Source organism: Xanthobacter tagetidis, assembly GCF_003667445.1.
GTDB classification, from domain to species: Bacteria; Pseudomonadota; Alphaproteobacteria; order Rhizobiales; family Xanthobacteraceae; genus Xanthobacter; species Xanthobacter tagetidis.
The window spans coordinates 60,465-80,778 of record NZ_RCTF01000021.1 but is presented as its reverse complement, the minus strand read 5'-3'; the positions used below and the strand labels follow the sequence as shown (position 1 = coordinate 80,778).

19 protein-coding genes are annotated in these 20,314 nt (G+C 70.5%); 4 read left to right on the top strand and 15 right to left on the bottom strand.

Annotated features, from left to right (window positions below):
- Window positions 1-7: 7 nt before the first annotated feature.
- The 8 genes from D9R14_RS19915 to D9R14_RS19880 form a co-directional block, all read right to left on the bottom strand.
- Complete coding sequence (locus D9R14_RS19915) at window positions 8-469, bottom strand: (2Fe-2S)-binding protein (RefSeq protein ID WP_121625105.1); 462 nt, start codon at window positions 467-469, stop codon at window positions 8-10.
- Window positions 470-680: 211 nt separating this feature from the next.
- Entirely contained in the window at window positions 681-3,395 is a 2,715-nt protein-coding gene (locus tag D9R14_RS19910; protein WP_121625104.1) for a bifunctional diguanylate cyclase/phosphodiesterase, read from the bottom strand.
- Window positions 3,396-3,423: 28 nt separating this feature from the next.
- On the bottom strand, window positions 3,424-4,524 hold the full coding sequence (locus D9R14_RS19905; protein ID WP_121625103.1) for a TRAP transporter substrate-binding protein: 1,101 nt from the start codon (window positions 4,522-4,524) through the stop codon (window positions 3,424-3,426).
- 128 nt (window positions 4,525-4,652) lie between these two features.
- On the bottom strand, window positions 4,653-5,525 hold the full coding sequence (locus tag D9R14_RS19900) for an amidohydrolase family protein (protein ID WP_121625129.1): 873 nt from the start codon (window positions 5,523-5,525) through the stop codon (window positions 4,653-4,655).
- 26 nt (window positions 5,526-5,551) lie between these two features.
- Entirely contained in the window at window positions 5,552-5,938 is a 387-nt protein-coding gene (locus tag D9R14_RS19895; RefSeq protein WP_121625102.1) for a RidA family protein, read from the bottom strand.
- Window positions 5,939-5,945: 7 nt separating this feature from the next.
- Window positions 5,946-6,779: a 2-oxo-hept-4-ene-1,7-dioate hydratase gene (hpaH, locus tag D9R14_RS19890; RefSeq protein ID WP_121625101.1), complete on the bottom strand. Its 834-nt coding sequence runs from the start codon at window positions 6,777-6,779 to the stop codon at window positions 5,946-5,948.
- Window positions 6,776-7,639, bottom strand: coding sequence for a fumarylacetoacetate hydrolase family protein (locus D9R14_RS19885; protein ID WP_121625100.1), 864 nt, complete (start codon window positions 7,637-7,639; stop codon window positions 6,776-6,778). Before D9R14_RS19885 ends, hpaH begins: the two co-directional genes overlap by 4 nt.
- Window positions 7,640-7,660: 21 nt before the next feature.
- Window positions 7,661-8,272 (bottom strand): flavin reductase family protein, encoded by a 612-nt coding sequence (locus D9R14_RS19880; protein WP_121625099.1) that lies wholly within the window; start codon window positions 8,270-8,272, stop codon window positions 7,661-7,663.
- Between the two features lie 315 nt (window positions 8,273-8,587).
- Between D9R14_RS19880 and D9R14_RS19875 the strand changes: the two genes are divergently transcribed.
- The 3 genes from D9R14_RS19875 (at window position 8,588) to D9R14_RS19865 (ending at window position 11,670) form a co-directional block, all read left to right on the top strand.
- Window positions 8,588-9,562 carry a Bug family tripartite tricarboxylate transporter substrate binding protein gene (locus D9R14_RS19875; RefSeq protein ID WP_121625098.1) on the top strand — a complete coding sequence of 325 codons (975 nt, stop codon included), beginning with the start codon at window positions 8,588-8,590 and terminating at the stop codon, window positions 9,560-9,562.
- A gap of 109 nt (window positions 9,563-9,671) precedes the next feature.
- Window positions 9,672-10,121 carry a tripartite tricarboxylate transporter TctB family protein gene (locus D9R14_RS19870; protein ID WP_121625097.1) on the top strand — a complete coding sequence of 150 codons (450 nt, stop codon included), beginning with the start codon at window positions 9,672-9,674 and terminating at the stop codon, window positions 10,119-10,121.
- Window positions 10,122-10,158: 37 nt separating this feature from the next.
- Window positions 10,159-11,670: a tripartite tricarboxylate transporter permease gene (locus D9R14_RS19865; protein WP_121625096.1), complete on the top strand. Its 1,512-nt coding sequence runs from the start codon at window positions 10,159-10,161 to the stop codon at window positions 11,668-11,670.
- A 6-nt stretch (window positions 11,671-11,676) separates the two neighbouring features.
- Here D9R14_RS19865 and D9R14_RS19860 read toward each other — a convergent pair whose 3' ends face one another.
- The gene (locus D9R14_RS19860; protein WP_121625095.1) at window positions 11,677-12,525 is read right to left on the bottom strand and encodes an IclR family transcriptional regulator; all 849 of its coding nucleotides are present in this window, start codon (window positions 12,523-12,525) and stop codon (window positions 11,677-11,679) included.
- A 90-nt stretch (window positions 12,526-12,615) separates the two neighbouring features.
- On the opposite strand from D9R14_RS19860, the gene hpaI reads away from it, so the two are divergent.
- Window positions 12,616-13,395, top strand: coding sequence for a 4-hydroxy-2-oxoheptanedioate aldolase (gene hpaI, locus D9R14_RS19855; RefSeq protein ID WP_121625094.1), 780 nt, complete (start codon window positions 12,616-12,618; stop codon window positions 13,393-13,395).
- Window positions 13,396-13,404: 9 nt separating this feature from the next.
- Here the strand turns inward: hpaI and D9R14_RS19850 are convergent, their stop codons facing one another.
- The 6 genes from D9R14_RS19850 to D9R14_RS19825 all read right to left on the bottom strand — a co-directional run bounded on the left by D9R14_RS19850 (window position 13,405) and on the right by D9R14_RS19825 (window position 20,285).
- Window positions 13,405-14,595 carry an alpha-hydroxy acid oxidase gene (locus D9R14_RS19850; protein WP_121625093.1) on the bottom strand — a complete coding sequence of 397 codons (1,191 nt, stop codon included), beginning with the start codon at window positions 14,593-14,595 and terminating at the stop codon, window positions 13,405-13,407.
- A complete protein-coding gene (locus D9R14_RS19845) occupies window positions 14,595-15,602 on the bottom strand; it encodes a Bug family tripartite tricarboxylate transporter substrate binding protein (RefSeq protein WP_210210882.1) in 1,008 nt (335 codons plus the stop codon). The genes D9R14_RS19850 and D9R14_RS19845 overlap by 1 nt, the downstream gene beginning before the upstream one ends.
- 147 nt (window positions 15,603-15,749) lie before the next feature.
- Entirely contained in the window at window positions 15,750-16,916 is a 1,167-nt protein-coding gene (locus tag D9R14_RS19840) for a mandelate racemase/muconate lactonizing enzyme family protein (protein WP_121625092.1), read from the bottom strand.
- Window positions 16,913-17,905 carry an NAD(P)-dependent oxidoreductase gene (locus tag D9R14_RS19835; RefSeq protein ID WP_121625091.1) on the bottom strand — a complete coding sequence of 331 codons (993 nt, stop codon included), beginning with the start codon at window positions 17,903-17,905 and terminating at the stop codon, window positions 16,913-16,915. Before D9R14_RS19835 ends, D9R14_RS19840 begins: the two co-directional genes overlap by 4 nt.
- A complete protein-coding gene (locus tag D9R14_RS19830) occupies window positions 17,902-19,509 on the bottom strand; it encodes an AMP-binding protein (protein ID WP_121625090.1) in 1,608 nt (535 codons plus the stop codon). Before D9R14_RS19830 ends, D9R14_RS19835 begins: the two co-directional genes overlap by 4 nt.
- Window positions 19,506-20,285, bottom strand: a complete 780-nt coding sequence (locus D9R14_RS19825) for an enoyl-CoA hydratase/isomerase family protein (protein WP_121625089.1) — start codon at window positions 20,283-20,285, stop codon at window positions 19,506-19,508. The genes D9R14_RS19830 and D9R14_RS19825 overlap by 4 nt, the downstream gene beginning before the upstream one ends.
- Window positions 20,286-20,314 lie beyond the last annotated feature (29 nt).

Genomic DNA, 20,314 nt, shown 5'->3' with positions numbered 1-20,314 from the left:
CGCCTCCTCAGCCGGCCTGCGTCTCGCCAGCGGCCTGCTTGATGGCCGCGCGCACGCGGTTGTAGGTGCCGCATCGACAGATGTTGGTGATCTCGGCGCTGATGTCGGCGTCGGTGGGCGACGGCGTCTGCTCCAGCAGCGCCGCCGCAGCCATGATCATGCCGCTCTGGCAATAGCCGCACTGGGGCACGTCGAGCGCGAGCCACGCCTTCTGCAGGGGGTGGCTGGAATCCGGCGACAGCCCCTCGATGGTGACGATCTTCTGGCTCTCCTCCACCGCGCCGACCGGCAGCACGCAGGAGCGCGTGGCGACGCCGTCCACATGCACGGTGCAAGCGCCGCACTGGGCGATGCCGCAGCCGAACTTGGTGCCGGTGAGGCCGACCTGCTCGCGGATCACCCACAGGAGCGGCGTATCGGGGTCCACCTCGACGGTGCGGACCTGGCCGTTGATGGTCAATCGCGCCATGTGCTTCTCCTGGCCGTATGCGGAAACGTCCGCCGCAGCGGACCCAGGGGAAGCTAGGCATCACATGTCGCAGACCTTTGCCCAGGCGGCACGGGTTTGTCGCAGAGTGTGCCAAAAGCGGGTTGCTGCGACGAAACACGACGATTGGCGCGCGTCTTTCTCCGTCCAGCGGAGCATTTCTCGGCATCGCCCGACCGCGCCGAGGGAGCGTTCAGGACCCCGGGGCGGGCAATCCTGCAGGCGTGCAGCCCGTGAAGGCCGGCGGGGCCGCGGCGGCCGCCGCGAGCGCCGCGGCCTCGCGGGCGGAGCACGGCCTGCCGAGCAGGAAGCCCTGGGCTTCGGTGCAGCGCGCCCGGCGCACCATCTCCCACTGCCCCTGCGTCTCGATGCCCTCGGCGGTGGTGGCCATGCCCAGCCGGGCGGCCAGCGCGGCGATGGCCTCGATGATCGCCTCGCTGGAGGATTGCGACCCGGCGTCGTGGACGAAGGACCGGTCGATCTTGATCTTGTCGAGCGGCAGCAGGCGCAGGCGCGCGAGGCTGGAATAGCCGGTTCCGAAATCGTCCAGCACGATCCGCACCCCTGCCTGTCTCAGGCCGTGGAGGATCTCGAAATTGGGCTGGTCTTGGGCGAACAGCGCGGTCTCCGTGATCTCGAGCTCGATCCGTCCCGGCGCCACGCCGGTGTCGGCCAGCGCGTCGCGCACGGTCGCGACGATGTCGCCGACGCCGATCTGGATCGGCGAAAGGTTGATGGCGAACCGCAGATGCTCGGGAAATCCCGCCGCGTCGGCCATGGCGCGCCGCATGGCCCAGGCGCCGATCTCGACGATGGCGCGCGATTCCTCCGCGAGCGGCACGAAGGCGGCGGGATCGATCAGCCCGCGGCGGGGATGGTTCCAGCGCAGCAGGGCCTCGAAGCCGCAGAGCCGGCCGGATGCCACCGCGAAGATCGGCTGGTAGGCGAGCTCCAGTTGCCCCTTGGCCAGCGCCTGGCTGAGGTCCAGCTCCATCTCCAGCCGGGCGCGCAGGTGGACATCCATCGCCGCCTCGAAGACACAATGGGTTCCGCGACCGCGCGCCTTCGCCTGGTAGAGGGCGAGGTCGGCGTGCTTCAGCAGCGTGTCGGCGTCCGCGCCGGCCCCGGGTGCGACCGAGATGCCGACGCTCACGCTGATGGAAATGGCGTGACCAAGAACGGCATAGGGCTCTGCCAGCACCTCGATGATGCGGCGGCTCAATTCCTCCGCCGCCTCCGGCTGTCGCGGGGCAAGGCTGATGACCGCGAACTCGTCGCCGCTGAGCCGGGCCACCAATTGCGGAGAGGCGACGCAGGCGATGAGCCGCTCGGCCGCCGCGCGCAGCAGCGCGTCGCCCACCGGATGGCCGAGCGTGTCGTTCACGTCCTTGAATCGGTCGAGGTCGAGATAAAGCAGCGCCAGCTGGCCGCCCTGATCGAACGCGCTGTCCAGGGCGTCCGCGACCCGCTCGCGGAACAGGACCCGGTTGGGCAGGCCCGTGAGGTCGTCATGGTGCGCCAAAAAGCGGATGCGACTTTCGCGCTCCCTGAGCGCGATGTTCTGGCGCCGCGCCTCCGCCGCCGCTTCGGTGGCCCTCGCATTGGCCTGCGCCAGGTCGGCGAGCGCCGTCTTCAGCTCCGTCACGTCGGTGCGGATGCCGACGATGCCGCCGTCGGCCGTCAGCCGCTCGGTCATCAGAACCCAGCGGCCGTCCGGCAGCAGGCGCTCGATGCCGCCGGTGCCGTTGCGGTGCCAATGGAGGCGCTCGGCGACGAACGCCTCCACGTCTGCCGCCGCCTCGGGATACTGGCCGACTTCTATCCCCTTGCGCAGGATATCCTCGAAGCGCTCGCCCGGCGTCAGGAAGTGGGCGATGCGCGAGAACAGGTCGCGGTAGCGCTGGTTGCAGGTGACGAGGCGGTCGTGCTCGTCCCACATGGCGAACCCGTCCGACATGGCCTCGACCGCATTGGCGAGGATGGCTGCCGACCGCGCGCGCTCCTCTTCGGTCCGCTCGCGCTGCCCGAGCGCAAGAACGAGGGCTCCAGCGAACGCCGCAACGAGCAGGCCGCCGATCACCGAGGCCACCACCACGCGCGCGCTGTCGCGCCGCCAGGGCGCGAGCACCCCGTCGAGCGGGGTCGTCAGAACCACCCTCAGATTGCCATGGAGCGAGGCGCGCACCACCGCCAGCAGATCGCCACCTCCGGGCATGGCAGCGACGAAGGCAGTTCCGTCCGGCTCGCGCATGCCGACTGCGTGGCTGCGGACCACGCCGGTCTCCACCTCGTCGTGCGGGAGCGAGCCGACGAGCTGGCCGTTGGGTCGCTCGACCTGGATGCGCACGCCGGGATCGACCCCGGTCTCCGCCAGAAGCTGCATCAGAGTCGGGACGGGAACTTCCGCTACGGCAAACACCTCGTTCCAGCCGGGGACCGTGCGCATGAGGTAGATCGACCAGTCCCCCGTGACCGGATTTCGGACCGGCCCGATGAGCGCGGCGGCCTCCCGCCCGCGCGGCCGTTCGGCGACGGGAAGGGTGCGGCGCCCGCCGCGCGCCCGCGCCGAGGCGAGGATGGTGCCGTCGGGCGCGACCAGCATCAAATCGCGGAACGCCAGGGTCTGGAAGTTGAGCCCGCGCAGCAGTTCCGCGGCAAGGGGACCCTGGGGCGACGCCTTGGCGGCGGCGAGCAGGGTCGGCAGGCTGGCGAGCGCGCCGTGCACCTGGAGCAGCTGGCGGTTCAGCGCATTCTCGACCGCACGCGCCGAGCGCTCCAGCGCCGCGTCCGCGGCGTGCCGCGTCGCGTCTTCCCAGCGGGCCACGAGGGCTGCCGTCGCGGCAGCCAGCACGGCCAGGATCAGGATCGTCCCGGCGACAACGGTCAGCTTGAGACGGTGCCAGATCATCGCGCGATATGAACCGGGAAACGCAAACTCACTCGGACTTGACACGCACTGAGTGCACCTTGGCAAGGTAGGCATTCCAGGCGGCCGCGCAAGCCGCCCCGCAGCGATCAACCCACTGCGGCAGCACGAATTCCTCGATCAGCCGGTGCCGACGCGCTTCATCCGCCGGCGATGCCGGTACCAGGGTCATCGGGCGAGCCGGCGGGTCGCCGCAGGTCGCCGCGCCCGTGTTGCAGGCAATGCCGCGTCCGGTGTCGATGTCGGCCTGAGCCCAGATCCTTTGCTCAAGCTGGGCGACACCGGTGCGGATGATCTGCCTGAGGTCTTCCGGCAGCGCCTGCCAGGCTGAGATATTGGCGCCGAAGAACGACAAGCCCCAGCTGATCGCCATGCCATGAACATGGCTGGTCACGTCCGGCAGGCCGATCTCGTAGCCGCTGAGGGTGCCGGTCACGGCGCAGTCGACCACATTGTCGCGCAGCGCCTGCACCGTCTCCGCGAAGGGCAGAACGACGGGTATGGCGCCGAGCGCCGTCATCAGGCTTGACTGGCCGACCGAGGAGGTACGAATCCTGCGCCCCCTCATGTCGTCCAGGCTGGAGAACGGCGCTTTGCAGAACAGCACCTGGGCCGGATACACGTAGATCCCCAGCAGCTCGATGTCGTAGCGCTCGCGCAGCACGGTCGCGAGGTGCCCCCGGTAGGCCTCGACGGTGCGGCGCAATGTCGGCATGTCGGGGCTCAGCACGGGAAGGTCGACCGCGTTGAGTTCCGGCTCGTCGCCTGCGACCACCGCCAGCAGCGCGCTGCCGAAGGGCACGACGCCGAGCCGCATGAGCTGGAGCATCTCCTGCCCGCGCAGACCGCCGCCGTCGAGCGGCGTGATGTCCGCGACGATACGCCCGCCCGAGCGCTCGGTGATCTCCTTCTTCCAGAACGGCTGCTCGAAGTCGGTGAACTGGGTCACGCGGGCAAGGCCGCCGACGATCTGCAGCCGCACGGTGTCGGCCGGCGCAGGCTGTCCATGGGCGAGCGTGCCGGCCAGCGCGGTCCAGGCCAATGCGACCGCCGCCACGACCCACGCACGGCGCGCCGCAACGCGGCGCGGCTTGTAGTCCCGAAACGGCATGACCGACTCTTCTACGCGACGCCCTGCCCCGCCAGCGAGATTGACGCCAGTGCGGCCTCAAGCGCAAGCCGCGCCGATCGGTCGCGGCGCTTTGCCAGATGACGCTGCGGCAGAAGAGCGGCGCCGGCTCAGGCCGGGAAGCCGAACAGCCGGGCCGGGTTCTCCACCAGGATCTTCCTGCGCTCGCCCTCGGACTGCGTGAAGCTGTACAGTAGTTCCAGCAGGGCGCCCTCGTTGGGCGGCTGCTTCACGGACACCGGGTGCGGCCAGTCGCTGCCCCAGATGATCCGGTCGGGCGCCGCCTCGATATAGGCGCGGGCGACGGGGATGAGGTCCGCCCAGGGCGGACCGGCCTTGGAGATCTTCTCGCCGAGCGAGAGCATGACGTAGAAATTGCCGCGCCGGAGCAGCTCCAGCACCTTGAGGACGCTCGGGTCCTCAAGGCCGCGGGCGACGTCGGGGCGGCCCATGTGGTCGATCACCACCGGGACATCGAGGTTCTCGAACGGCGCGATCTGCGCGGCGACGCCCGAGGCCTCCGGCTGCACCTTCACGTACCAGCCGAGTTCCCGCGTCTTCGCCAAGGCGGCCGTGAACTCCGCCTCGGAGAGGCTCGGCCCGAGGCCCTGGCGGGAGAAGCGCGCGCCGCGGATGCCGGCGGCATCGAGGTCGGCCAGCGCGTCATCGCTCGCAGCCGTGAACACCGCCGCATTGGCGCAGCCGCGATAGTTCGGGCCGGCCGCCTTCAGGGCGTCCACCACGACGCTGTGGTCGGGGCCGTAGGTGGTCGCCTGCACGATCACGCCGCGGGTGATGCCCAGCGTGCGGTGCATGTGGAGCCCGGCCGCGATGGTCGCGGTCGGCATCTCGTAGACCGCGCCGGGGCGCACCGGATAGCGCGCGGGATCGCCGAACACGTGGAACTGGCTGTCGCACGCATCGGCGGGCGGCGGCGTGTGAGGCGGGCGCGGATTGGGATCGAACGGAAGATAGTCGGGCACCAAAGCCTCCTTGCGCGGATGGCGCCTCAGGCGCCGATCACCGCCATGAAATCGAGCTGGATCAGCATGCCGTTGCCCAGCTCCACGGCCTGCATGGCCTGCCGCGCCGGCCGGCGCGCGGGATCGGGGAACATGGCGAGCCATTCCGTGTTGAGCGGCGCGCGGTTGGCGCGGTCCACCATCCACACGGTGATCTTGACGATGTCGTCCACCGTGCCGCCGCCCGCCTCCACGATGGTGCGCATGTGCGCGAACATCAGCGCGCACTGCTGTTCGAGCGTCGGCGCCACCTTTCCGGTCGCGGGGTCAAGCCCGTAGACGATGCCGGAGGTGAGGATGTTGCCCACCCGCGCCGCGGCGGGGATGGGGTTGGCGTGGCCGAAGGCGTCCACATAGATCGAAGTGCGTGCCATGGAAGCCTCACGCGAAATGGCAGGTGACCTGGCCGAGCGGGCCGTAGTCGGCATGGAAGGTGTCGCCCTTGCGCACGTCCACGGGGCGGATGAACGAGCCGGCAAGCACCACGTGCCCGGGCTCCAGCGCCACGTCGAACGCGGCGAGGCGGTCCACCAGCCAGGCGACGCCGTTGGCCGGATGGTTGAGCACGCCGGCGGAAACGCCGGTCTCCTCGATCTCGCCGTTGCGGTAGAGCAGGCCGGCCACCCAGCGCAGGTCCACGTCGAGCGGACGGACCGGACGGCCGCCGGTGACGATGCCGCAATTGGCGGCGTTGTCGGCGATGGTGTCGAATACCTTGCGGGTGGCGCCGGTCTCGGGGTCGACCCGCTGGATGCGCGCGTCGAGAATCTCGATGGCGGGCACAACGAAATCGGTGGCGTTGAGCACGTCGAAGACGGTGCAGCCGCGGCCGGCGAGCCGGCTTTTCAGGACGAAGGCCAGCTCCATCTCGATGCGCGGCTGGATCAGCGCGTCGAAGCGGACCGTGCCGCCCTCGGGCACGAACATGTCGTCCAGCAGCACGCCATAGTCCGGCTCGGCGATCTTCACTGCCGCCTGCATGGCCTTGGAGGTGAGGCCGATCTTGTGGCCGCGCACTATGCGGCCCTGGGACGCCTTCAGCTCCATCCAGGCGTGCTGGATGGCATAGGCGTCGGGGATGGTGATCTGCGGCCAGTCGAGGCTGAACTGGCGGATCTGGACCCGCGTCTCCTCCGCCACATCGAGGCGCCGGGCGGCGGCGGCGATGTCGGAGCAGGCGAGGGTGAGCGCCGGGCGGGTTGCGGCGGAGGTCATGGGCGCACCTCGTCGACGACGCCGTTGGCGAGGGTGCCGATGCCCGGAACCTCGATCTCCACCACGTCGCCGGGAACGAGCCAGCGCGGCGGATCGAAGCGTACGCCGGCTCCGGTGGGCGTGCCGGTGAGCACCACGTCGCCCGGCATCAGGGTCGCGAAGGTGGAGAGATAGGCGATGATCGCGTCGAACGGGAACATCAGCCGGTCGGTGGTGTCGTGCTGGCGCACCTCGCCGTTCACCCGCGTGGTGAGTTCCAGCGTGGCGAGAGGGTCGAGCTCGTCGGTGGTGACGATCCAAGGCCCCATGCTGCCGGAGCGGTCGAAGTTCTTGCCCTGGGTGACGTTGAACTTGCCGTGGCGCAGCCAGTCGCGGATCGTCCCCTCATTGGCCAGTGTGAGGCCGAAGATATGGCCTGCCGCAGCCTCGCGGGAGATATGACGGCCGCTCTTGCCGATCACGAAGGCGATCTCGCCCTCATAGTCGAGCTGGGTGGAGACGAAGGGGCGCTCCACCGGCACGCCGTGGCCCACGAAGGAGGTGGCGCAGCGCACGAATAGGCTCGGATACTTGGGCGCCTCGGAGCCGTCCTTGTATTCGGCGTTGCGGTCGGCGTAGTTCACGCCGATGCACCAGATTTTCTGCGGCGCGATCACCGGCGGCTCCAGCACCACATCGGCGAGGGCGAAGTCGGGCACCGCGCCGGCCGCGGCAGCGCGGGCGCGCTCCAGGCCGTCCGTGCGGATCAGGTCGAGCAGGGTCGGGCAATCGGGCAGCCGCCGGGCGAGGTCGATCACGCCGGCCGGCGTCACGATGCCGTAGCCGGGCGTTCCGGCGGCGGAATAGCTGGCGAGTTTCATCGGGTCTTCCTTCCGCCCGCGTCAGGATTTCGGGGTCTGGCCGATCGCGGCGAGGGTGACGATCTCGCCCAAAGTGGCGTAGTTCGGCCCGGCAATGCGGCAGATGGGATTGAGGGCGCGCGTGTCGATCTTGCCGGCGCGGACGAGGCCCTCGCGCAGATGGATCAGCACCACCTCGCCGACGATCAGCCGGCTCCTGGTCTCACCGAACTCCATGCAGTGGCGGAACTTGCATTCCAGGGCGATCGGCGCGGCGGCGAGGCGCGGCGGCGCCACCTTCTCGCTCGGCAGGGTTTCGAGACCCAGCACCTCCGCCTCGCTGACATGAGGCGGGTGCTCGACCGCGCTGCCGTGCACCGCGCCGGTGAGCGGCTGGTCGGCGATGTGCACCACATATTCCTCGGTGCGCAGGATGTTGACGGCGGTGTCCTTGTAGACCCCCGCCTTGTGACCGATGCTCACCGCCAGCATGGGGGGCTTGGGGGACACGAAAGTGAAGGCGCTGAAGGGCGCGAGGTTCACCGAGCCGGTCGCCGACAAGGTGGTGATCCAGGCGATGGGCCGCGGCACCACGATCCCGGTCAGCAGCTTGTAGGATTCCTCCGCTCCGAGCTCTTCCGGCCGGATCTGCATGGACGTACCCGCACTTGGACAACTGCATCCGGCCATAGGTCCGCGCGGCGGGCGCGGCAAGCCGGAGCGGCGGAAACTTCCATCATTTGGAAGTAGACGGTCGGCTCACGGCCCTGCCCACCGCCCCGAGGCCTTGGGTCAGTCGTCCTGCCCATCTCATCGCCGTTCCGCTTTCCATTATATGGAAGTTCCCGCAGGCGCCGATTGCCGCCCTGCCACCGAGGGCCTAAGTGCGGCTTAAGCAAGGACGCATCCGCGCGCCGCCGGCCCGGCATGGGCGAGCGACCGCAGAGAGCCGAACAAGGGAGGGAGATCATGCTTCGACATCTCATCCGCGCCTGCGCGGTGGCGACGCTCGCGGTGGCGGTGGCCGCCCCGGCCGTGGCGCAGAGCTGGCCCGACAAGACCGTCCGCCTCGTGGTGCCCTACCCGCCCGGCGGCAACGTGGACGGCGCAGCGCGCATCATCGCCGCCAAGCTCCAGGACGCCTTCGGCAAGCCGTTCGTGGTGGAGAACAAGCCCGGCGCCGGCGGCATGATCGCGGGCGAGACCGTGGCCCGCGCCGCGCCGGACGGCTACACCTTGTTCGTCGCGGCCAACGGACCGCTGCTGTTCAGCCCCATCATCTTCGGCCGCACGCCCTATGTGTGGTCGAAGGATTTCGAGACCATCAGCTCCATCTCCTTCACCCCCATGGTGCTGCAGGTCTACCCGTCGGTCCCGGCGAAGACGGTGGCGGACTTCATCGCCCTGGCGAAGACGAGCGACCCCAAGCTCATCATGGCCTCGCCGGGCGCCGGCACCACCAACCACCTCGCGAGCGAGCTGCTGCAGAAGCTGGCTGGCGCCAAGTGGACCACCGTGCACTACAAGGGCAACGCCCCCGCCACCACGGACGTGCTCGCCGGGCGGGTCCAGTTCAACTTCGACCAGGTCTCGGTCGCCCTGCCCTACGTCAAGGACGGAAAGACCCGGGCGCTGGCGGTGACCTCCGCCACCCGCGTGCCCCAGCTTCCCGACGTCCCGACCTTCCAGGAGGCCGGCTTTGCCGACTTCGAGGCCACCACCTTCACCGGGCTGTTCGCGCCCGCCAAGACCCCGGCCGCGGTGGTGAACGCGCTCGCCGACGCCCTGGCCAAGATCCTGGCCGAGCCCGAGGTGGTCGAGCGCTTCGCCACCATGGGCTCGGAGGCGCGCGCCATGAAGCCCGAGGCCTTCCACGCCTACGTCGCCAAGCTCGACGCGCGCTGGACCCAGGTCATCAAGGACGCCAACATCAAGGCGGAGTGATCGCGTGGGCGGAGCCCGGACCGCAAGCCGGAGCGGCCGCCCCGAAAGAGGCGGGATCGGTGCTGCACCGCCGGTCCCGCCTCACTCTTCGGACGTGGAAGGAAGCCCCATGGTGGCGAACGTGAGAGATGTCCTCGCCGGCCTCTTCTTCGTGGCCGTCGGCGTGGCGGTTTTCCTTTTGTCCCGCGGCTACGGCATCGGCACGCCGGCGCATCTCGGTCCCGGCGTCTTCCCCATGCTGCTCTCCGGGCTGCTGGTGGCGCTCGGCATCGCCATCGCGCTGGTCGCGGTGAGGGACAAGGTGGCGGCGGCCGTCGGCCTCTCCTGGCGCCCGCTGCTGCTCGTCACCGCCGCCGTGGGCGTGTTCGGCTTCGGCCTCGACACGCTCGGCCTGTTCGCGTCCGTGGCGCTCATGGTGCTGGTGAGCCGTGCGGCGCGCTCCGGCCAGTCGGTCATGGAGAGCCTCGTCATGGCTCTGGTGCTCGGGGCCGCGGCCTCGTTCCTGTTCTATTACCTGCTCGGCCTGCCGGTGCCGCTCTGGCCGGCCTTCGCCGCGTGAATGCGCCGGCGCCGCACGAGCCAAGGCTGGACCCGTCATGAGCTTTCTCGACAATCTGGCGCTGGGCTTCTCGGTCGCCCTCAGCCTGCAGAACCTCGCTTACTGCCTGCTCGGCACCGTGCTCGGCACGGCCATCGGCGTGCTGCCGGGCCTCGGGCCGGTGGCCACCATCTCCATGCTGATGCCGCTGACCTTCGGGCTCGATCCCACGACGGCGCTCATCCTGCTCGCCGGCATCTATTACGGCGCGCAATATGGCGGCTCCACCACGGCCATCCTGGTGAACCTGCCGGGCGAGACCAGTTCCGTCGTCACCGCCATCGACGGCTACCAGATGGCCCGGCAGGGCCGCGCCCGCGAGGCGCTGGTGGTGGCGGCGCTCGGCTCGTTCTTCGCCGGCACGGTGGGCACGCTGGCCATCGCCGGCTTCGCCCCGGCCCTGTCCGAGCTGGCGCTCGGCTTCGGCGCGCCGGAATACTTCTCGCTCATGGTGCTCGGCCTCATCGCCGCCGTGGTGCTGGCGCACGGCTCGGTGCTGAAGGCGGTGGCCATGGTGGTGCTCGGGCTGGTGCTCGGCCTCGTCGGCACGGATGTGAACAGCGGCGTGCTGCGCTTCACCTTCGGCATCTCCGATCTGTTCGACGGCCTCGATTTCGTCGCCGTCGCCATGGGCCTGTTCGGCATCGCCGAGGTGATCTCGAACCTGGAGCGCAAGGACGAGGCGCGCGCCGCCGTGACGCTCGGCGGCAAGGGATCGTTCCTGCTCTCGCGGGAGGATTTCCGTGCCGCCTGGCCGGCGGTGGTGCGCGGCACCGGGCTCGGCGCCATCCTCGGCATCCTGCCCGGCGGCGGCGCCATCCTCGGATCGTTCGCGAGCTACATGCTGGAGAAGCGCATCGCGCGCGATCCCTCGCGCTTCGGCAAGGGCGCCATCGAGGGCGTCGCGGGGCCGGAGAGCGCCAACAATGCCGGAGCGCAGACCTCGTTCATCCCCATGCTCACGCTGGGCCTGCCCTCCAACGCAGTGATGGCGATGATGATCGGCGCGCTCATCATCCACAACATCCAGCCCGGCCCGCAGGTGATGAACGCCAATCCCAGCCTGTTCTGGGGGCTGATCGCCAGCATGTGGATCGGCAACCTGCTGCTGGTCATCCTCAATCTGCCGCTGGTGGGCGTGTGGGTGCAGATGCTGAGGATCCCCTACCGGGTGCTCTATCCGGCCATCCTCGTCTTGTGCGCCATCGGCGTCTACAGCGTCTCGAACTCGACCGCTCTGGTCTATGTGATGGCGGCGTTCGGGGTGCTCGGCTACGTGCTCGCCAAGCTCCAGTGCGAGCCGGCTCCGCTGCTGCTCGGCTTCGTCCTCGGCCCGCTGATGGAGGAGAACTTGCGACGCGCGCTGACCATCTCCGGGGGCGATGCGAGCGTGTTCTTCACCCAGCCCGTGTCCCTGGCGCTGCTGCTGCTCGCGGCCGGCCTGCTGGTGGTGATGGCGATGCCGCGCGCCTCCCGCCTGCGCGACGCCGCGTTCGAGGAAGAGACCTGAGCGGCGTCAGCGCCGGCGGGCCATGGCGGCGAGCGCCTCCGACAGTTCCGCGGCGCCGCGGCGGAACAGGGTGACCAGCGGGCCGATGCGGCTCGCCGGCAGGCGCCGGCGGATGGCGATGGTGCTGATCGCGCACGCCGGATTGCCCACCGCATCATGAACCGGAAAGGCCAGCGCCCGGGTGCTGCGCACGATCGCCGGATCGGCATAGACGAAGCCCTGCTCCCGCGCCTTGGCGAGGCGCGCGGCAAGCGTCTCCAGCGTGGTGTTGTAGGGCTCGAACCGCGCGGCATTGGCGGCGAGGATCGCGCTCGCCTTCGCGGCCGGCAGAGCGGACAGGATCGCCATGCCGCCGACGCTGACCCCGAGTGGGCGGCGCGAGCCGACGCCGATCGACAGCACCTGCACCGGATAGGTGCCGATGCGCCGGTCCGCGCACACGGAATCGAAGCCCGAGCGGACGGTGAGGAACACGGCGTCCCCCACCTCGCCGCACAGGCGCGTGAGGATCGGCTCGGCGATCTCCTGCAAGCCCACGCGCGAGCGGATCGAGAGGCCGAGCAGCGCCACCTCGGCGCCGACCACGTAGCGCCGCTCCGCGCGCAGGCGCTCGACCGCGCCCTCCTCCATCAGCACCTGGAGGATGCGGTAGGCGGTCGGCGGGGTGAGGCCGAGATCCTGGGCGATCTCGGTGAGGCGCATGCCGCCGGCACCGGCATTGGCCAGCAGGCGCAGCACCCCGAACGCGCGGTGAATGCTCTGCGCGCCGGTGACGGTCCTGGTCGGCGCCCGGCCGGCGCTGCGCGGCTCGCGTTCGAGACCGGCGGCGGGAGCCGTGTCAGCGGTTTTTTCCATATGGTGGAATTTGCCGCGGCTCGACCTTGTCTTCAAGACCTACGCGCCTCCCATGGGCGGGAGAGCCAGAGAGCTGACAGGAAGCGCGCCATGGACCTGCCGTCGAACCCCTTCAAGCATGCCATCGCCGCAGGCAAGCGGCAGGTCGGCCTGTGGTGCACCCTCTCCAATCCCTATGCGGCAGAAGTGGTGGCCGGTGCCGGCTTCGACTGGCTGCTGCTCGACACCGAGCATTCCCCCAACGAGATCGACACCGTGCTCGGCCAACTCCAGGCGGTGGCGCCCTACGCGACCGCGCCCGTGGTCCGGCCGGCCTGGAACGACCCGGTGCTCATCAAGCGCTATCTCGACATCGGCGCGCAGACGCTGCTGCTGCCCTACGTCCAGAACCGGGCCGAGGCCGAGCACGCGGTGGCGGCCACGCGCTACCCGCCCGAGGGCATCCGCGGCGTCGGCGGCACCTCCCGCGCGACGCGCTTCGGGCGCGTGAAGGACTATCCCGCGCGCGCCGCGCAGGAGCTGTGCCTGCTGGTGCAGGTGGAGACAAAGACCGCGATCGACGACCTGGAGAATATCGCCGCCGTCGATGGCGTGGACGGCATCTTCATCGGCCCGGCGGACCTTGCCGCCAGCATCGGCCATCTGGGCGCGCCGTCCCATCCGGAGGTGGTGGAGATGGTGTGCGACGCCATCCGCCGCATCCGCGCTGCCGGCAAGCCGGCCGGCGTGCTCACCACCGAACCGCATCTCATCGACCGCTACCTGGAGGCGGGCGCGGTGTTCATCGCCGTGGGCGTCGACATGGGCCTGCTGGCGCGGGCGACCGACCAGCTCGCGGCGCGCTACGGGGCGAACGGCGTGGGGGCCTGACCTCCGCCGTTACGGGGACGGAGCCACCGGGGCCAGCACAGATTCGTCGAGGCTGCGGACGTCCCTGACGCCGAGCAGCGCGAGGTCGCGGGCGATCTCGGACCGCAGGATTTCGTGGACCCTGAGCGCGCCCGCCGCGCCCGCGACCGCCGCGCCGTAGAGGAAGGGCCGGCCCAGGAACACGAGCCGCGCACCGAGCGCGAGCGCCTTGATGACATCGGTGCCGCGCCGGAAGCCGCTGTCGATCATCACCGGAAATGCCGCGGGCACGCTCTTCACCACGTCCGCCAGGGCGAGGATCGACGGCACGGCGCCATCGAGCTGACGCCCGCCATGGTTCGACACGATGATGCCGTCCGCGCCGCAGGCCACCGCCGCGTGGGCATCGGCCGGGTGGAGGATGCCCTTCACCACGAGCCGCCCAGCCCAGCGCGCGCGGATCCAGGCCATGTGCTCCCAGGTGAAGAGGTCGCGGCCGCCGCGGAAGCCCTGCTTGGGCTCGGTGGTGATCGCCGGCCCCACCTCCTCGTAGAGGTTGGCGAAGCGCGGCACGCCGGACGTGGCGAGAGTGCGCGCCAGCACCTCGATGAGCCAGCGGGGATGGGCGAGGCCGTCGAGCGCCAGCCGCAGCGAAGGCCGGAATGGAATGGAAAAGCCGTTGCGGATGTTGTTCTCGCGGTTGCCCGCCACCGGCGTGTCGCAGGTCACCACCAGCACCTCGATGCCGGCGCGCTCCAGCCGGGCGAGGATGCGGCCGAGCCGGTCCGTGTCGCCCGGCAGGTAGCCTTGGTACCAGGTGCCCGGCACCTGCCGCTCCAGGTCCTCCAGCGGAAAGGTGGAGACGCCGCTGAGGATGAAGGGCATGCCGGCCGCGCGGGCGGCGCGGGCGAGTTCCAGGTCGCAGTCGCGGCGGCAGATGGCGGCGACGCCCATGGGCGCGATACCGATGGGGGACGCATAGCGCCGCCCCCACAGTTCCACCTCCTGGCGGATGTTGGACACGCCCGCAAAGCCGCGCGGGCGCAGCATCAGGCGATCGAACGCGGCGCGGTTGGCGCGCAGCGTCACCTCGTCCTCGACGCCGCCCGAGACGAAGGCGTGAACGAGGCGCGGGAGGCGGCGCGCCGCCGCCCGCTCCATGTCGGCGACGCTCAGGAAGCGGGCGAGCGCCCGCTCCCCCGCCGCGCCGGAGGCTGGCATCACTGGATCTTCAGGCCGGAGGCCTTGACGATCTTCTCGTACTTGGCGAGTTCGGACTTGATGAAGGCGCCGTACTGGGCGCCGCTCATGCCGTCCGGCTCCAGGCCCATGGCGGCGAGCTTCTCCTTGATCTCCGGCAGCGCCACGATGCGGCGCAGCTCGGTGGAGATCTTGTCCGCCACCGGGGCCGGGATGCCGGCCGGACCGACGATGCCGTACCAGGTCCCGGTCTCGAAGCCGGGCAGGATGGTCTCGGCGATGGTCGGCACCTCCGGCAGCGCGCCCGAGCGCACCAAAGAGGAGACGGCGAGCGCCTTCAGCTTGCCCTGCTTCACGTAGGGAACGAGCGTGACCATGTTGTCGAACTGGGCATCGGTGATGCCGGCGAGGAGGTCGGTTGTGGCCGGCGCCGAGCCCTTGTAGGGGACGTGCGCCAGGTCGAGCTTGGCCTCGCCCGCGAGGTAGACGCCGCCCATGTGCTGGGCGGTGCCGTTGCCGCCGTTGCCGACGTTCACCTTGCCGGGGTTGGCCTTCACGTAGGCGACGAACTCCTTGATATCCTTGACCGGAAGGTCCGGCTTCACCACCAGAAGCAGGGGCGCCTTCACCAGCAGCGTCAGCGGCGTGAACTCGGCCGGATTGTAGGACAGGTTCGGATAGACCCACGGATTGACCGACATGAATCCGGCCGCCGAGAGCAGCAGCGTGTAGCCGTCGGGGTCGGACTTGGCGACGAAGTCGGCGCCGATGTTGCCGCCGGCGCCCGGCTTGTTCTCGACCACCACCGGCTGGCCCCAGGCCTCCTGCATCTTCTGGCCGACGAGGCGGGCGAGGGCGTCGCTGGCGCCGCCGGCGGCGAACGGGACGATGATCCGGATCGTCTTCTCCGGATACTTGGTCTGCGCCGCCGCCGGGGTGGCGAAAAGCGCTGCGGCGCCGAGCATGGCGAGCGGAAGGGCGAGGACTGTCCGGCGGAGCCAGGGCCGGACGGCGGTGCGGTCTGTCATTGCGATCTCCTTGTGTTTCCTGTTGATTTTTTGGTTTCTTGGTCTTGGTCCTGGTGCAATCCCGGGCCGGTCCCGGCGATCGGCGCCTGGTCCCGGCCAGATCCCGCGAAATCCCGCCCTATCCCGCCAAATCCGGTCCCGGCCGGATCAGGCGATGGCGTGGCGCTCGGCGAACGCTTCCCGCACGGTCACGCCGAGGCCCGGGCGGTCGGGGATGTCGAGCATCCCGTCGACCACCGTGAATGTCTCCTCGGCCAAATCGTGCAGCAGCGGATTGGCGCCGAGCGAGTATTCGAGAATCCACCCCGCCGGCGAGGCGGCGGAGACATGGAGGCCGGCGGCGAAGGCGAGCGCGCCGGTCCACAGATGCGGCGCGAGCCGCAGGTTGAAGGCCGAGGCGATGGCGCCGATGCGCATGGCCTCGGTTATGCCGCCGCAGATGGCGAGGTCGGGCTGGAACACGTCGGCGGCCCGCAGCTCGGCCAGGTCGCGGAAGTCGAAGCGGTTGAACTCGCTCTCGCCCGCGGCGATCGGCACCGAACTGGACACCCGCACCTCGGCCATGCCGCGCTTGTCGTCGGCGGTCACCGGCTCCTCGAACCACATCAGGTTCTGGTCCTCCACCATCCGGCAGAAGCGCTTGGCCTGCGCCACCGTGTAGGTGCCGTGGGCATCGCAGGCGAGGCCGATGTCCGGGCCGAGCGCTTGGCGGGCGGCGCGCACCCGGCGGGCGGAGTTCACCGGGTCGCCGTCGATCACGCCGACCCGCATCTTCACCGCCTTGAAGCCGCCGCGCTCCACATAGCCCATGAGCTGGCGCCCGATGCCGTCCTCGTCCGCCCAGCCGCCCGAGGCATAGGCCGGCATGCGCGCGGCCTTGCGCCCGCCGAGCAGCCGCCACACCGGCGCGCCGAGGCTCTTGCCGAGGATGTCCCACAGAGCGAGGTCGACGCCGCTGATGGCGGAGACCGAGACGCCGCGCCGCCCGAGGATCGGGAACACATGCCCCTCGGCCAGCGCGTAATGGGCGCGGCAGCCGTTGTACATCACCTCCCACAGCCGGGAGATGTCGCGCGGGTCCTCGCCCACCAGAGCGGGGGCATACTTGTTGTTGATGAGCGCCACCAAGGCATGACTGTTGCCCTCGCTGCCCACCTCCTCCTTCGCCTCGCCATAACCGACAAGGCCGCACGCGGTCTCGATGCGCACCAGCACGCAGTCGAACGAGGCGACCCGGCCGAAGTCGGAGACGTGCTGCTGCTCGTAGGGGATGGGCACATGCACCCAGCGGGCGAGGACGGACTTGATCTTCATCTCGGTCCCAATTCTTGCAGGCGGGCGCGGATGGCCACTTCCGCCTCAGGGTTGAACAGATGGCGGGGCAGTTCGCCCCTGAGGAGCTGGAGCGCCTGGTCGACCGCCCCCTCCCCCATGCGCCGCATGGCGTCGTCGGTGAGGCCCGCGAGGTGGGCGGAGAGGATCACGTGCGGCATGGCGAGGAGCGGCGAGGCGGCCGGCAGCGGCTGCTCGGCGAACACGTCGAGTGCCGCGCCGGCGAGCGGCCCGTCGGTGAGCGCCGCGATCAGCGCCGCCTCGTCCACCACCGGCCCGCGCGCCACGTTGACGAGGTAGCTGCCCGGCTTCATGCGCCCGAACAGGCCCGCGCCGACAAGGCCGCGCGTGCTCTCGTTCAGGGGGCAGGCGAGCACCACCACATCGGAGCGGGCGAACAGGTCCTCCAGCGTCTCCGGCTCCACATGATCGGGCATCGGCGCGTCCGAGCGCCGGGCGCCGAGCACCTTCGCGCCGAGGCCGAAATGGCAGATGCGCGCCACCTCGCGGCCGATGGCGCCGAGGCCGACGATGCCGATGGTGCGGCCCGCGACTTCGTGCGTGCCGTCGGTGAGGGCGCGGGCGGCAGCCCAGCCCTCGGCGCGCAGCGTCGCGTCGATGCGGCGCAGCCGGTGGGTCAGCGCGATGATCTGGCCGACCGCATATTCCGCCACCGAGACAGCGTTGACGCCGGGCACGTTGGCGACCGCGATGCCCAGCCGGCTCGCCTCCTCGACTGGGATCATGTCGACCCCGGCGCCGTGGCGAATGGCGCCGCGCAGCCGCGCGCCGGCCAGCGCCTCCGGCGGCAGCGGCGCGCGCACGATGACGATGTCCGCATCCAGCGCCGCGCGGGCCAGCGTCTGCGCGTCGGTGGCGGGTGCGAGGCGCACGTCCGCGTGGGCCGCGAGCCGCGCCTGCGGCTCCGGATGCATGGGATTGGTGAGCAGGACCAGCGGCCGGGCGCTCATGCCAGCTCCTTCAGGAGCGCGCCGCGGATCACCTTGCCCGACGCCGTCATGGGCAGGGCGTCGCGGAAGGCGATGCGCTGGGGCACCTTGTAGGGCGCCATGTTGTCCCGGCACCAGGCGGCAAGCGCCTCGGCGGTGAGGCCCGCCCCCTCGCCGCGGCGGATCACCACCGCGTTCACCACCTCGCCCTTGGTGGGATGCGGCACGCCGAGCACGGCGGCCCGCTCCACCTGAGGGTGGCGCATGAGGATGATCTCCACGTCCTCCGGGAAGACGCTGTAGCCGGAGACCTTGATGAGTTCCTTGTAGCGCCCGAGCCAGGAGAGGTAGCCGTCCGCGTCGAGGGTGCCGATGTCGCCGGTATGGACCCAGCCGTCGCGCAGGGTCTCGCGCGTCTTCTCGGGCTGGCGCCAGTAGCCGAGGAAATTGCCGGGGCTCTTCAGCAGGATTTCGCCCTCGGCGCCCGGCGGCATGTCGCGGCCGGTGGCGGGATCGACGATGCGGCAGCCCACGCCGGGCATGAGCGTGCCCACCGGCCCCCATTTCACCGCGTCGCGCGGCATCATGGCGTCGAAGGTGTGGGTCTCGGTCATGCCGTAGCCGGATTCGCTCACGGTGCAGCCGCCGGTGAAGGCGGCCCAGCGCGCCGACATCTCGGGCGTCGCGCGCACGCCGAAGCTGGTGGCGGTGGTGATGCGCAGCGAGGAAAGATCCCAGCGCTCCCCCTCATGGCCCATGCAGGCCACCAGCATGGGGGAGATGCTCTTCCAGTAGGTGACCTTGTGGCGCGCGATGGAGGCCATGGCGGCCGCCGCATCGAACCGGAAATGCAGCACCAGCGTCGCGCCCGAGATCAGCGGGATGTCGAAGCCGCAGAGCATGCCGGAGATGTGGTAGAGCGGCGGGATCGACAGGTGCACGTCGTCCGCCCGCATGTCCATGAAGGCCACCGCGCCGGCGCTTTTGAAGACGACGCTGCGGTGGCCGATCATCGCCCCCTTGGGCCGGCCCGTGGTGCCGGAGGTGTAGATGATCATCGCCACGTCGTCCGGCGCGATGGACGGTGCCGGGGGCGCGTCCGCCTCGGCCGCGATCAGCGCGAGGAAGTCCTGCTCCGGCGGGATCGCCCGCGCTGCGGCCTGGAGCTGCGGCGGCACCGGGTAGGTCGGCGCGTCGGGCAGAAGGTCCGCGTGGTTCACCAGCAGCACCTGGCCGACCGGCGTCTCGGCGGCGACCGCCGCGACCACCGGCAGCAGGTCGTCGGCGGCGATGAGCGCCTTCGGCTCCAGATCGGCGATCTGGTAGGCGAGTTCGTGCGCCTTGTAGAGCGGGCTGCACGGGCAGACGATGGCGCCGAGGCGCTGGATGCCGAAATGCGCGACGATGTATTGCGGGCAGTTCTGCATGAACAGCACCACCCGGTCGCCCTTGCCGACGCCGCGGCGCGCGAGCAGCGCCGCGCAGCCCTCGATCAGCCGGTGCAGCGCGCCGTAGGTGATCGTCTGCCCGTACCAGACGATGGCCGGCTTGTCCGGCTGGGCCGCGGCATGGGCCGCGATGCAAGCGTGCAGCAGATGGTCGTCGGGGCGTGGGGCGCGGGTCATCGCGCGCGCTCCGCGAGGCGCGCGGCGAGCACGCGCTGGGGCACGCCGGCGGCGAAGCATTCGGCCTGGGCGCGCGCGCCGGCCGCGCAGGCGGCGTCGAAGCCGGCCTGCGTCATCTCCCGGAAGCGCCGCTTGGAGAGGCGGAAGGCAAGCTCGGGCAGGTCCGCCATCTCGCGGGCGATGCGGCGGGCCGTCGGCAGCACCTCCTCGGGCGCGACCAGCTCGTGCACGAGCCCGAGCGCCTGCGCCTCGGCGCCGCCGATCAGCGCGCCGCGCAGGGAGAGGTCCACGTTCCTCGACAGGCCGAGATGGAGCGTCATGAGATAGGACCCGACGATGCTGGCGATGCCGGCCTTCACCTCCGGCTGGCCCATGCGCACGCCGGCATGGGCGACGCGGATGTCGGCGCACAGCGCCACCTGGAAGCCGGCGCCCGCCGCCGCCCCGTTCAGCGCCGCGACGCACGGCTTCTCCAGGTCGCGGATGGACTGGAACATGGCCTTCTGCGCCGCCTGCCACGCCGGCACGCGCGCGGCGTCCAGCGCCGCCGCCTCGCGCAGGTCCTGGCCGGCGCAGAAGCTGCGCCCGGTGCCGGTGAGGACCACGGCCGCGACGGCCGCGTCCGCCGCCAGCGCCCGCAGGGCGGCGGTGAAGTCGCGCCGCACCGCGTCGTCGAGGGCGTTGCTCGCTTCCGGCCGATCGATCGCGAGGGTGGCGATCCCCCCGTCGACCGCGACCGCCACCGTGCTGGTCACATTCTTCTCATTCTGCCGCATGGGCACGTTTCCTCTGGGCCGTGAGTTTT